Origin of the sequence: Promicromonospora sp. NPDC060204, assembly GCF_042728455.1 — a bacterium.
Classification (GTDB): domain Bacteria; phylum Actinomycetota; class Actinomycetes; order Actinomycetales; family Cellulomonadaceae; genus Promicromonospora.
Map to the genome: position 1 here is coordinate 1 of NZ_JBHWZO010000205.1, position 11,508 is coordinate 11,508.

Genomic DNA, 11,508 nt, shown 5'->3' on the forward strand with positions numbered 1-11,508 from the left:
CACACGGCGGGTGGAACGTCACCCGCGACCCCGACACCGGAAACACCACCTGGACCGCACCCACCGGCCACACCCACACGCGACCACCCACCCAGATCGGCAACGTCAGCAACGACGTCACCAGCCTTGCCGACGACACCCGACACCGCCTCGGGAGCCAGGCGCCATCGGCGGCCAGACAGCTGAACAAGAAGGGCGGCTCAGCAGTCACCGAGTCCCGTGTCCTCCCGGGCGAGCCACCGTTCTGAGATGCCCGACGTCATCCACAGGTGGGCGGCCCGGGACACCGCGGCTCCACCTGTCCGGCACTCCGCCGGTCAGCACTGGTGTCCAGCGGCCACGGTCAAAATGCAGGCGGCTCGGTCTGGCAGCCAGATCTGGCAACCCGGCCTGGCGGCCCAGGTCCCGGCGGCCCAGGTCTGGCGGCCCAGGCTGGTGACCTGGGCTGGCCGCCCGGACCGGTGACCAACAACGCGCGCAACTCCGCCTCGACCGGTCAGGCCGTGAACGCCCCAGCGTTCCGGCGCGCCCAGTCGGCGAACGTGTGCGCAGGCCGCCCCAATACCTTCTCGATGTCGAGGCTGACCTGCTGCTCCTGCGCCGTCGGCTCGCCCAGGATCCCGAGCGTGCCGTCGACGACCAGCTCCGGCATGTAGGCGAGCATGGCGGCACGCGCCTCGTCTCGGGACTGCTCGACGAAATCGATCGGCGCACCGAGGGCCTGCGCGAGCACCTCGGTCCGCGCGCGTGGCGAGAGCGCGGCGGGGCCGGTCAGCGTGTAGCTCCGGCCGGCATGCCCGTCGTCGGCCAGGGCGGCGGCCGCGACCTCCGCGATGTCGAGCGGGTCGACGGCGGGCAGCGCGACGTCGCCGAACGGCGCGTGGACGGCGCGCTCCGACCGGACCGTGGGGACCCAGGCGAGCGCGTTGCTGGCGAAGTCGGCGGGCCGCAGCAGCGTCCACTCCAGGCCCGAGCCCTGCACCCGCTTCTCCAGCTCGGCGAGCGGGGCGTGCGAGGCCGACTCTGCGCGGGTGACGGCGCCCAGCGAGGACAGCAGGACGATCCGGCGCACGCCGGCCTCGGCGGCGATCCCGATCATCCGCTCGGTGTCCAGGTGCCCACCTGAGCCCGGAACCAGCAGGAACAGGGCGTCCGCGCCGTCGACCGCGGCGCGCAGGCCCTCCGGTTCGGCCAGGTCGGCGCTCACCCCGCGGACCAGCGGGCTGTCGAGCGGGGCGGTGCCCGCGCGCGAGACGGCGGTGACGTCCTGGCCCCGCCGGGCCAGCTCGGCGACCAGCGGACGGCCGATGTTCCCGGTGGCTCCGGTGACGACGATCATGGGTGCTCCTTGTCGGTAGGACCCGGCCCCGAACAGGGCCGGACGGCCCCTGAGGCCGCGATGTCGCCGACGTTACGAGCGTCAGTACAGTAGGTTCCCTCAGGAAAGTATTGGAGCCTGCCATGCCGAACGCGACGCCCGCCACGAAGCCCGGGACCAGCACCTGGTGCCCGCAGCCCGACGACGACCCGGCCACCGCGTGCCCCATCTCGCCAGTCGTCGACCTGGTGTTCAGCCGGTGGACCACGCCGATCCTGTGGGTGCTGCAGGCGCACGGGACCCAGCGCTTCGTCGAGCTGGAGCGGCGCATCGGCGTGACGCCCAAGGTGCTGACCCAGCGCCTGCGCCAGCTCGAACGCGACGGCCTGGTCCAGCGCAGGATCTATGCGGAGGTGCCGCCGCGCGTGGAGTACGAGATCACGGAGCTGGGCAGCAGCCTGCAGTCCGTCTTCGCCGCACTGGGCGACTGGGGCGACGCGCACATGGCCGACGTCGAGCACTCCCGCGCCACGTACACCGGCCCGCTCCCCCGCTGACGCCGAAGGCCCCCGGCGTGACGCCGGGGGCCTTCGGGCCAGGATCAGGCCTGCACGAAGCGGAGCAGCACCTCGTTGACCTCGGCCGCGTGGGTCCAGAGCAGGCCGTGCGGCGCGCCCTCGATCTCGACGTACTCCGCCTCCGGGAACGCGTCGTGGAAGCGGCGGCCGGTGGCGTCGATCGGCAGGATGTTGTCCTTGGTCCCGTGCAGGATCAGGGACGGCTTGCCGGCCGCGCGGACAGCGGCGACGTCGGCCCGGAAGTCCTCGATCCAGGTCGGGACCACCGCGTACGCGGCGACCGGGGCGCTACCCGTGGCCGTGTTCCAGCTGGCGGTGACGGCCTCCTGGCTGATCCGGGAGCCGAGGTTCTCGTCCAGGTTGTAGAAGTCCTTGTAGAAGTTGGTGAACCAGGCGAAGCGGTCGGATCGGGCCGCCTCGGCGATGCCGTCGAAGACGGACTGCGGCACGCCCTCCGGGTTGTCGTCGGCCGCCACGAGGAACGGCTCCAGCGAGGCGAGGAACGCGAGCTTGGCGACGCGGTCGGCGCCGTGGTTCTTGACGTAGCGGGCCAGCTCGCCGGTGCCCATGGAGAAGCCGACCAGGATGACGTCGCGCAGGTCGAGAAAGGTCAGCACGGCGTCCAGGTCCGCGGCGAACGTGTCGTAGTCGTACCCGGTGCCGACCTTGCTCGAGTTGCCGAACCCGCGGCGGTCGTAGGTGATGACGCGGTAGCCGGCGGCGATCAGCTCACGCGACTGACGCTCCCAGCTGTTGCCGTCCAGCGGGTAGCCGTGGATGAGCACGACGGGCTGGCCCGAGCCGTGGTCCTCGTAGTACAGCTCCGTGGGGGTGCTGTTCTCGGTGCCGACCGTGATGAAACCCATGATCCGTCTCCCTCTCGATCCGAGCGGAGAACGTTCGTTCTCCGCCTATGTCCGCTACAGTAGAGAACGAACGTTCTCCGCGCAACTCGTGCGGGACACAAGACGGGGTGAGATCGCATGATCGACGAGAAGACGGCGCGCGAGGACGTCGTCCGGGCCGCTGACGAGCTGTTCTACGCGCGCGGCGTGCAGGCCGTGGGCATGGACGCGGTGCGGACGGCGGCGGGCGTGTCCCTCAAGCGGATCTACTCGCTCTTCGCCTCGAAGGACGAGCTGATCGTCGCCGTGCTCCACCACCGCACGCAGGTCTGGGACAGCGGACTCGCCGCGGCGTCCGTGCCTGCGACGACGGCCCGCGAGCGCATCCTGGCGATCTTCGACTTCCTCGACGCGTGGTTCCGCGAGCCGGACTTCCGCGGCTGCGCGTTCATCAACACCCACGGCGAGCTGGGCGCGTCGTCGACCGCCGTCGCGGACGCCGTCCGCGAGCAGAAGCGCACCTTCCAGGAGTACGTCGCCCGCCTCGTGGCCGACGCCGGGGCGCCGCCCGCGCTGGCCCCGCAGCTCGCCATCCTGGCCGAGGGCGCGCAGACCACCGCCGCCATCGCCGGGACCCCGGAGGCCGCGCACCACGCGAGGGCTGCCGCCGAGACCCTGCTCGACGCCGCGACCGGCCCCCGCCGGTGAAAGGATGACGCCATGACGATCGACGAGTCCGACGGCAGCGCACGGGAGGCCGTGCCCCACGCCGCGCCGAGCACCCCGCACGACGCCGACTTCGCGTTCCGCTGGGCCTACGGCAACCCGGAGGCGCCGTTCACGATCGTGGAGTTCGGCGACTTCGAGTGCCCGTACTGCGGCGCGGCCAAGCCCGTGCTGCACGAGCTCATCAAGAACTCGGACGGCCAGGTGCGCCTGGTCTGGCGCCACTTCCCGCTCTTCGAGCCGCACCCGTACGCGCTGACGGCGGCCCTGGCGGCCGAGGCCGCCGGACACCAGGGCGCGTTCTGGCCGATGGCGGGCCTGCTCTTCAAGAACCAGGACAGCCTCGACGACGCGTCGATCGTCCGGTACGGCGACCAGCTCGGGCTGGACACCAGCACCCTGGTGGGCGATCCCGCCCAGAAGTTCTCCGAGGCCGTCCGCACGGACTACCAGGACGGGATCGACTCCGGCGTGCACGGCACGCCCACGCTGTTCATCAACGACGAGCCCTACCTGGGCGACGTCACGGTGACGGACCTGCGCGACACGATGGGGCTGTCGCGCAAGCGCACGTCACGGTGGGGGCGGTAGCCCCTACCGCTTCAGCAGGCCGCGCAGGACGGCGACCACCTCGGCCGGCGACTGCTCGGCCATGAAGTGGCCGGCGTCCAGGGTGCGGTGGTCGAGGTCCGCGGCCCAGGCGGACCACAGCCCCGCCGCGTCGTAGCCGAGCGCGCTGCCCCAGTCCTGCTGGACCACCGTGACCGGCATGGTCAGGCGGCGTCCGGCCGCCCGGTCGGCCTTGTCGTGCTCGACGTCGACGCCCGCCGACGCCCGGTAGTCCGCCACGATCGACGGGACGGCCTCGCGCGAGGCCCGCAGGTACTCGGCCCGGACGTCGGCCGGGATGGCCTCGGGGCTCGTGCCCCAGGCGTCGAGGAAGAAGCCGAAGAACTCGTCGGCGGAGGCCTCGATCATGCGCTCGGGCAGGCCCGGGGGCTGCGCCATCAGGTACAGGTGGAAGGCGACGGCCGCGTCGGCGCCGTGTAGCACGTCCCACATGTCGAGGGTCGGCAGCACGTCGAGGATCGCCAGGTGGGTGACGACGTCGGGGTGGTCGAGGCCCGCGCGGATCGCGACCAGGGCGCCGCGGTCGTGGCCCGCGAGCGCGAACCTCTCGTGCCCGAGCGCCCGGGCCAGCCCCACCACGTCCTGCGCCATGGTCCGCTTGGAGTAGGTGTCGCGGTCGTGCTCGGCCGGCTTGTCGCTGGCCCCGTAACCGCGCAGGTCGGGGACGATCACGGTGTGCTCGCGGGCGAGGTCCGCGGCGACGCGCCGCCACATGAGGTGCGTCTGCGGAAACCCGTGCAGCAGCACCACCGGGCTGCCGGTGCCACCGACGGCTACGTTGAGGTGCACGTCGCCCACGGCGACGCTCTGGTACTCGAACTCAGGGATCTTCGTTGTCATGCCCCCAATCTCCGCCACGTGGATGAGCAGCCGATGAGTGACCGGTCAGGCGGCCCCGCCGCGACGACGACGGCGCTGCTCCGGGCGGGCGTGCTCGGCCCGGTCACGGCCTGGGTCGACGACGCCGAGGCGGCGCTCGGCGGCCCGCGTCAGCGCGCGGTGCTCGCGCGCCTGGTGGCGGCCCGGGGCCGGGTGGTGACCGCCGGCCGGCTGGTCGAGGACCTCTGGGACGAGCCGCCGCAGGGCGCACTCGTGGCGCTGCGCACCTTCGTCGCGGCCCTGCGCCGGGCGATCGAGCCCGGGCGTGCGGCCCGCGCCCCGGCCCGGGTGCTCGTCACCGACGGCCCGGGGTACGCGCTGCGTCAGGCCGACGTGGACGCCTGGGCGTTCGAGGCGGCGGTCTCCGGCGCGCGGGACCAGGCGCCCGCCGCGGCCCGCGCCGCGCTGGACCGGGCGCTGGCCACCTGGCGCGGCGCGGCGTACGCGGGCCTGGAGCAGCCCTGGGCCGTGGCCGAGCGCGCCCGCTTGGCCGAGCTCCGGCTGGTCGCGGTCGAGCGCGTCGCCGAGGCGCGCACCAACCTGGGCGAGGCGGCCGACGTCGTGCCCGGCCTGGACGCGCACGTGACCGAGCACCCCTGGCGCGAGGAGGGCTGGCGGCTGCTCGCGCTGGCGCTGTACCGGTCGGGCCGGCAGGCCGACGCGCTGGCGGTGCTCCGCCGGGCCCGCGCCATGCTGGCCGGCGAGCTCGGCGTGGACCCGGGGCCGCGGCTCGCGGAGCTGGAGGCGCAGGTGCTGCGGCACGACCCGGGCACGGGCGGCGCGCCCGGCGCCGACGACGTCTGGCGCGACACGACGTCGGCCTACGAGCGGGTGGTCGCCGCCGGCGCGCGCACCCGGCTGGAGTCCACCACCACGCTGCTGCGCACGCTGGCGATGACCGGCGGCGAAGGGCTGACCGCCGCTCGCACGCAGCGCGTGGCCGCCGTCGGCGCCGCGGAGCAGCTCGGCGACCCGGAACTCACCGCGCGCGTGATCGGCGCGTTCGACGTGCCGGGTGCCTGGACCCGGTCCGACGACGCCGGCCTGGCCGCCCAGGTGGTCGCGGCCGCCGAGCGGACGCTCGCCGCGCTGCCCGACGACGCGCCCGACGCCGTCCGGGCAAAGCTCCTGGCGACGGTGGCGGTCGAGTCACGGGGCCTGGCCGGGGCCCGCGGCCCGCATGCGGCGCACGAGGCCGAGGCGCTCGCCCGGCGGTCCGGCGACCCGGCGGTCCTCGCGTTCGCACTGGCCGGGCGGTACCTGACCCGGTTCGAGCACACGGGCCTGGCCCCGGAGCGCGACGCGATCGGCGCCGAGCTGGTGTCGCTCGCCGCCCGGCACGGGCTGGCGACGTTCGAGATCCTGGGGCACCTGGTACGGGTGCAGGCCCTGTCCGCCCTCGGCCGGTGGTCCGACGCGCAGGGGCACGCGGACAGCGCCGGGGCGCTCGGGCTGCGGCACGAGCGGCCGCTGGTGGGCGTGTTCACCGCGTGGTTCGGGGCGCAACGGGCTGCGGCCTCGGGCGCCCCCGGCGGGGCGGATCCGGCGGCCCGCGCCGACGCCGAGCGCGGATACCGGGCGGCCGCCGCGACACTCGACGGCGCGGGCATGCCGGGGCTGGCCGAGGGCCTGCTGCCGCTGGCGATCCTCGCGCTGCGGGTCTGGCACGGGCTCCCGGCGGACGGCGGGACGGCCGACGACGGGCCGGCGTCCCCCAGGGAGGCCGGGGCCGTACCGCCCCTGGACGACGCCGACTGGGGCCCCTACGAGCCCTGGGCCCGCCCGCACCTGCTGCTGGCGCGCGGCGCCCACGGCGCCCACGGCGCCCGCGGCGCCCGCGGCACCCGCGGCGACGCGGCGGCAGTCACTGCGGCCGCCCGGGCCGTGCGCCGCATCCCGGACCCACCGCCGGGCCTCCTGGCCGAGGTCCTCTGGGTGCTGGCCGGACGCGCCGCCGTCGCGGTGGGCGATCGCCGGATTGCCGAGCGCGCCCGTGCGGCCCTGGCCCCGGCCGCCGGCGAGATCGCGGCGGGCAGCGGCGTCCTGACGGCTGGCCCGGTCCAGGAGCACCTGGACGCGCTGACGGCGTTCCTCACCGCCTGACCCGCCAGCCAGCCCCGCGGACGAACCTGCCGACCATTGGCCCCACTCACCTTTGAGGCCTAAGTTTCTTCGCTTTGGCACTCGTCAAAGCGAAGAAACTTAGGCCTCAAAAGGGAGTCGGCCGACGGCGGAAGGCGCCGCCCACAAGGCACCCGTAGCACATCCGCGCCCCGCCCCGCCGGGCCACCGGCACGGGGCCGCGCCCGGAGTATCGTGAGGAGTGGACAAGTCCGGGACGCCTCTGCCCGGGACCGGTCCTGAACCGTTTTGAGAGGTAGGCGTCATGACGACGTCGATCGCCGGCCCGCCGGCTGACCGCTCCTTGCGCGGGCCCTGCGGAGCGTTCCGATGAGCACCGTGGCCTGGATCCTGATCGTGCTCCTTGCTCTCGCCCTGATCTGCCTCGCGATGGCGATCAAGATCGTCAAGCAGTACGAGAAGGGGGTGCTCTTCCGGTTCGGCCGGCTCAAGGGCACCCGCGAGCCGGGCCTACGAGTCATCATCCCGGTGGTCGACGTGCTGCACCGGATCTCCCTGCGGATCGTCACGATGCCGATCCAGTCCCAGGGCATCATCACCAAGGACAACGTCAGCGTCGACGTCGCCGCCGTCGCCTACTTCCGGGTGGTCGACGCCGTGCGGTCCGTGATCGAGATCGAGAACGTCAGCGCGGCCATCAACCAGATCGCCCAGACCACGCTGCGGAACGTCGTCGGGCAGCATGCGCTGGACGAGATCCTGGCGGAGACCGACCGGATCAACGACGCCATCCGCCTGATTCTCGACCGCACGACCACCGAGTGGGGCCTCCAGATCACGTTGGTCGAGCTCAGGGACATCCAGCTGCCCGAGACCATGAAACGTGCCATGGCACGTCAGGCCGAGGCCGAGCGGGAGAAGCGCGCGAAGATCATCAACGCCGAGGGCGAGCAGCTCGCCGCTACGCGGCTGGGCGACGCCTCCGACATCATGATGGCGCACCCGCTGGCACTGCAGCTGCGCAACCTGCAGACGTTGGTCGAGCTCGGCGTCGACAGGAACACCACGGTCGTGTTCCCCGCGCCGCTGATGAGCACCATCGGCGAGCTCGGGAACTTCCTGGCCCGCGAGGAAGCCGCCGCAGCGGAGAAACCACCGGCCGCCGGCGGCGACGGCACCACGGCACCAGCACCAGCACCGGCACCAGCACCAGCACCAGCACCAGCACCAGCACCAGCACCAGCGCAGGAGCACCGCCCGAGACCGACGGTGGCCTGACGGCTCAGGGACGGCTCACGCCGGCGGGCGCCACGCCCCCTCGGGCAGCGGCGGCGGGCCGGAGGCCTCGTGGGGCGAGCAGAGCGGCAGCCGGTCGCCGAAGTAGCGCAGGATCACGGCGCCGATGACGCCCGACAGGAGCGACCCGACGAGGATGCCGACCTTGGCCTCGTTGATCAGGGCCTCGTCGTCGAAGGCGAGCTCGCTGACGAACAGCGCGATGGTGAACCCGATGCCGCACAGGAACGCGCCCCCGGCCAGGTGCCCGTATCTGACCCGGCCCGGCAGGGTGCCCAGCCCGGTCACCAGCGCGATCATCGCGCCGAGGAACACACCTATCCCCTTGCCGAGCACCAGCCCAACCAGGACGCCGAGCGTCACCGGGCTGGACATGGCGGCGTCGATCGACTCGCCGGAGAGCACCACACCCGCGTTGGCCAGGCCGAACACCGGCACCACGACGTACGAGCTCAGCGGGTGGAGCGCGTCGAGCAGGCGGTCGCTGGTCGGCACGGCGGACTGCGCGGCACGCACCGCGAGCCGGGACCGGGCAGGGTCCAGCTCCTCCATGAGGGCACGCCCGTAGAAGCCGAAGTGCAGGCGCGCCTCGTCGTCGTTGCCGTGGCGCGCGGTGGGCACGGCGAGGCCCACGACGACACCCGCCAGCGTCGGGTGCAGCCCCGACTCCAGGACGACCACCCACAGGACGGCGCCCACGATCAGGTACGGCGCGATCTGCCAGACGCCGATCCAGCGCATCGCGAACAGCACGACGGCCAGGACGGCCGCGAGCACGAGCGCGCCCATCATGAGCGCGTCGGAGTAGAAGATGCCGAGCAGGGCGATGGCGCCGATGTCGTCGAAGATCGCCAGCGTCAGCAGGAAGATGCGCAGCTGGTCGGGACAGCGTGGCCCCACCAGCGCGAGCACGCCGATGACGAACGCCGTGTCCGTGGACATCGGCAGGCCCCAGCCGGCGGCGTCGGGCCCGGACGGGTTGATCAGCAGGTAGATGCCGATCGGCACGGCCAGCCCGCCGATGGCGCCGAACAGCGGCACGGACGCGGCGCGGAAGCTGCGCAGCTCGCCGACCGTCAGCTCGCGGTTGACCTCGACGCCGACCACCAGGAAGAACACGGCCATGAGGAAGTCGTTGACCCAGTGGTGCAGCGAGAGGTGCAGCTCCCACGTGCCGACCGTGAGGTTGATCGGCGTGTCCCACATGGCCTCGTACGAGCCGCCCGCCACGTTCGCCCACACGAGCGCGATGGCGGACGCCGCGAGCAGGAGCGTCGCGCCCCCGCCCTCGGTCGCGAAGTAGCTGCGCAGTCCCGGGGAGAGCCGGGGATACGGGATGACGACCCTGGGCCGTGGCCCTGGGCGGGTAGGTACTCCCGTAGGGATCCGGTCTGCCACGGGTCAAGGATAGAAGACGCCGACGGTGTCAGCCGATCCGCCGCGTCGCCGCCAGCGTCCCCAGCAGCGCCAGCCCCTCCGCCGACGGCGACCCGGCCGGCGCGTGGTAGACCACCAGCTCCTGCCCCGGCGCGCCCCGCACCTCGAACACGTGCACCCGCAGCTCCAGGGGGCCCACCTCGGGGTGCCGGAACCGCTTCGTGTCCAGGCGCTTGCCCCGCGCGTCGTGCCGGTCCCAGAGGGTCACGAAGTCCGGGCTCTTCACGCGCAGCTCGTCCACGACGGCCCGGATCCTCGGGTCGCCGGGCATGAGCCCGTCCGCGAGCCGGAGCCCCGAGACCGCGTTCTCCGCGACGAGGTGCCAGTCCGGGTAGAGGGTGCGCGCGCCCGGGTCCAGGAACACGGTGCGCGTCAGGTTCCGCGAGAACGGGAACCCGCCGAAGAGCGCCTCGCCGAGCGGGTTGGCCGCGAGCACGTCGTAGGCCCGCCCGAGCACGAGCGCCGGGCTCCCGGGCCACGAGAGCATGAGCTCCAGCAGGGCGTCGTCCACCTCCTCCACGGGGGCGGGCGGCAGCGGGCGGGGGCTGAGGCCGGCGAGGCGGTACAGGTGCTGGCGGCCGTCGTCGTCCAGCCGGAGCACCTCCCCGAGCGAGTCGAGCACCTGCGGCGACGGGCTCACCTCGCGGCCCTGCTCCAGCCGCACGTAGTAGTCCACGCTCACGCCGGTGAGCATGGCCACCTCCTCGCGGCGCAGCCCGACGACGCGGCGCCGGCCGTAGACGGGCAGCCCCAGCGCCTCCGGCGTCAGGCGGTCGCGCCGGCCGCGCAGGTAGTCGCCGAGCGGTGATGCGGTCATGCCCCGACGGTACGACGGGCGCCGTCGGCCAGCCAGGGTGCGCCGCACCCAGGAGGACGGCGTCCTTCCTGGCCGCCGGACGGCGAACCAGCCTGGAGCCATGACCACATCAACGAGCAACCCCAAGGTCGTCCTCGTCACCGGCGCCAGCAGCGGCATCGGCGAGGCCACGGCCGTCCGCCTGGCCGCCGAGGGCCACGACGTCGTCCTCGCCGCCCGGCGCACCGACCGCCTCGACGCCGTCGCGGAGAAGATCCGGTCCGACGGCGGCCGGGCCGCCACCCTGAGCCTCGACGTGACCGACGCCGACGCCGTGCGCACCGCGGTCGACACCGTGGTCCAGGAGCACGGCCGCATCGACGTCATCGTGAACAACGCCGGGGTCATGCCGCTGTCCCGGCTCGACGCCCTGCTGGTCCACGAGTGGGACCAGATGATCGACGTCAACGTGCGCGGCCTGCTGCACGGCATCGCCGCGGTGCTGCCGCACTTCCGGCGGCAGGGCGGCGGGCACGTGGTGACCGTCGCCTCGGTGGGGGCCCACGAGGTGTACCCGACGTCGGCGGTGTACTCGGCCACGAAGTTCGCGGCCTGGGCCGTCACCGAGGGACTGCGTCTGGAGTCCGACCCGGGCATCCGGGCCACCACGATCACGCCCGGGACCGTGGAGAGCGAGCTCGCCGACCACGTCACCGATCCCGGCGCCGCCGAGTACATGCGGACGTTCCGCCGCAACCTGATCCCGGCGGACGCGATCGCCCGCGCGATCTCGTTCGCCCTGGCCCAGCCCGCCGACGTGGACGTGAACGAGATCATCGTGCGCCCGGCGGCCCAGCGCTGACAGCTCTGCCCCGTGAGCGTCACCTTTGAGGCCCGGGTTTCTTCGCTTTGAGCTGGCTC

General features: G+C 73.4%; 11 protein-coding genes and 1 pseudogene. 7 read left to right on the forward strand and 5 right to left on the reverse strand.

Features of this window, described 5'->3' with window-relative positions; translation table 11 throughout:
- Positions 1-248: pseudogene (locus ACFWEJ_RS21590) on the forward strand (HNH endonuclease); the annotation flags it as partial.
- Positions 249-496: 248 nt separating this feature from the next.
- Here the strand turns inward: ACFWEJ_RS21590 and ACFWEJ_RS21595 are convergent.
- The gene (locus ACFWEJ_RS21595; protein ID WP_377231242.1) at positions 497-1,339 is read right to left on the reverse strand and encodes an SDR family oxidoreductase; all 843 of its coding nucleotides are present in this window, start codon (positions 1,337-1,339) and stop codon (positions 497-499) included.
- A 122-nt stretch (positions 1,340-1,461) separates the two neighbouring features.
- On the opposite strand from ACFWEJ_RS21595, the gene ACFWEJ_RS21600 reads away from it, so the two are divergent.
- Positions 1,462-1,875, forward strand: a complete 414-nt coding sequence (locus ACFWEJ_RS21600; RefSeq protein WP_377231243.1) for a winged helix-turn-helix transcriptional regulator — start codon at positions 1,462-1,464, stop codon at positions 1,873-1,875.
- 44 nt (positions 1,876-1,919) lie between these two features.
- Here the strand turns inward: ACFWEJ_RS21600 and ACFWEJ_RS21605 are convergent, their stop codons facing one another.
- Entirely contained in the window at positions 1,920-2,762 is an 843-nt protein-coding gene (locus ACFWEJ_RS21605) for an alpha/beta fold hydrolase (RefSeq protein ID WP_377231244.1), read from the reverse strand.
- Positions 2,763-2,879: 117 nt separating this feature from the next.
- On the opposite strand from ACFWEJ_RS21605, the gene ACFWEJ_RS21610 reads away from it, so the two are divergent.
- Positions 2,880-3,449 carry a TetR/AcrR family transcriptional regulator gene (locus tag ACFWEJ_RS21610; RefSeq protein ID WP_377231245.1) on the forward strand — a complete coding sequence of 190 codons (570 nt, stop codon included), beginning with the start codon at positions 2,880-2,882 and terminating at the stop codon, positions 3,447-3,449.
- Positions 3,450-3,461: 12 nt separating this feature from the next.
- The gene (locus ACFWEJ_RS21615) at positions 3,462-4,058 is read left to right on the forward strand and encodes a DsbA family protein (protein WP_377231246.1); all 597 of its coding nucleotides are present in this window, start codon (positions 3,462-3,464) and stop codon (positions 4,056-4,058) included.
- Positions 4,059-4,061: 3 nt separating this feature from the next.
- Here the strand turns inward: ACFWEJ_RS21615 and ACFWEJ_RS21620 are convergent, their stop codons facing one another.
- Entirely contained in the window at positions 4,062-4,937 is an 876-nt protein-coding gene (locus tag ACFWEJ_RS21620) for an alpha/beta fold hydrolase (protein ID WP_377231247.1), read from the reverse strand.
- Between the two features lie 33 nt (positions 4,938-4,970).
- On the opposite strand from ACFWEJ_RS21620, the gene ACFWEJ_RS21625 reads away from it, so the two are divergent.
- Both ACFWEJ_RS21625 and ACFWEJ_RS21630 read left to right on the forward strand, forming a co-directional pair.
- Positions 4,971-7,079, forward strand: coding sequence for a BTAD domain-containing putative transcriptional regulator (locus tag ACFWEJ_RS21625; protein WP_377231248.1), 2,109 nt, complete (start codon positions 4,971-4,973; stop codon positions 7,077-7,079).
- Between the two features lie 348 nt (positions 7,080-7,427).
- Entirely contained in the window at positions 7,428-8,336 is a 909-nt protein-coding gene (locus ACFWEJ_RS21630; RefSeq protein ID WP_377231249.1) for a slipin family protein, read from the forward strand.
- 15 nt (positions 8,337-8,351) lie between these two features.
- Here the strand turns inward: ACFWEJ_RS21630 and nhaA are convergent, their stop codons facing one another.
- Positions 8,352-9,752, reverse strand: a complete 1,401-nt coding sequence (nhaA, locus tag ACFWEJ_RS21635) for a Na+/H+ antiporter NhaA (RefSeq protein WP_377231250.1) — start codon at positions 9,750-9,752, stop codon at positions 8,352-8,354.
- 28 nt (positions 9,753-9,780) lie between these two features.
- Positions 9,781-10,608 carry a helix-turn-helix transcriptional regulator gene (locus ACFWEJ_RS21640; RefSeq protein ID WP_377231251.1) on the reverse strand — a complete coding sequence of 276 codons (828 nt, stop codon included), beginning with the start codon at positions 10,606-10,608 and terminating at the stop codon, positions 9,781-9,783.
- 100 nt (positions 10,609-10,708) lie between these two features.
- Between ACFWEJ_RS21640 and ACFWEJ_RS21645 the strand changes: the two genes are divergently transcribed.
- Positions 10,709-11,449 (forward strand): SDR family oxidoreductase, encoded by a 741-nt coding sequence (locus tag ACFWEJ_RS21645; protein WP_377231252.1) that lies wholly within the window; start codon positions 10,709-10,711, stop codon positions 11,447-11,449.
- Positions 11,450-11,508: the final 59 nt, after the last annotated feature.

What these genes read in the sequence shown, in the direction of transcription:
- ACFWEJ_RS21595 (WP_377231242.1), bottom strand. Translation starts at nt 1,339, where the DNA reads ATGATCGTCGTCACCGGAGCCACCGGGAACATCGGCCGTCCGCTGGTC.
- ACFWEJ_RS21600 (WP_377231243.1), top strand. Translation starts at nt 1,462, where the DNA reads ATGCCGAACGCGACGCCCGCCACGAAGCCCGGGACCAGCACCTGGTGC.
- ACFWEJ_RS21605 (WP_377231244.1), bottom strand. Translation starts at nt 2,762, where the DNA reads ATGGGTTTCATCACGGTCGGCACCGAGAACAGCACCCCCACGGAGCTG.
- ACFWEJ_RS21610 (WP_377231245.1), top strand. Translation starts at nt 2,880, where the DNA reads ATGATCGACGAGAAGACGGCGCGCGAGGACGTCGTCCGGGCCGCTGAC.
- ACFWEJ_RS21615 (WP_377231246.1), top strand. Translation starts at nt 3,462, where the DNA reads ATGACGATCGACGAGTCCGACGGCAGCGCACGGGAGGCCGTGCCCCAC.
- ACFWEJ_RS21620 (WP_377231247.1), bottom strand. Translation starts at nt 4,937, where the DNA reads ATGACAACGAAGATCCCTGAGTTCGAGTACCAGAGCGTCGCCGTGGGC.
- ACFWEJ_RS21625 (WP_377231248.1), top strand. Translation starts at nt 4,971, where the DNA reads ATGAGTGACCGGTCAGGCGGCCCCGCCGCGACGACGACGGCGCTGCTC.
- ACFWEJ_RS21630 (WP_377231249.1), top strand. Translation starts at nt 7,428, where the DNA reads ATGAGCACCGTGGCCTGGATCCTGATCGTGCTCCTTGCTCTCGCCCTG.
- ACFWEJ_RS21640 (WP_377231251.1), bottom strand. Translation starts at nt 10,608, where the DNA reads ATGACCGCATCACCGCTCGGCGACTACCTGCGCGGCCGGCGCGACCGC.
- ACFWEJ_RS21645 (WP_377231252.1), top strand. Translation starts at nt 10,709, where the DNA reads ATGACCACATCAACGAGCAACCCCAAGGTCGTCCTCGTCACCGGCGCC.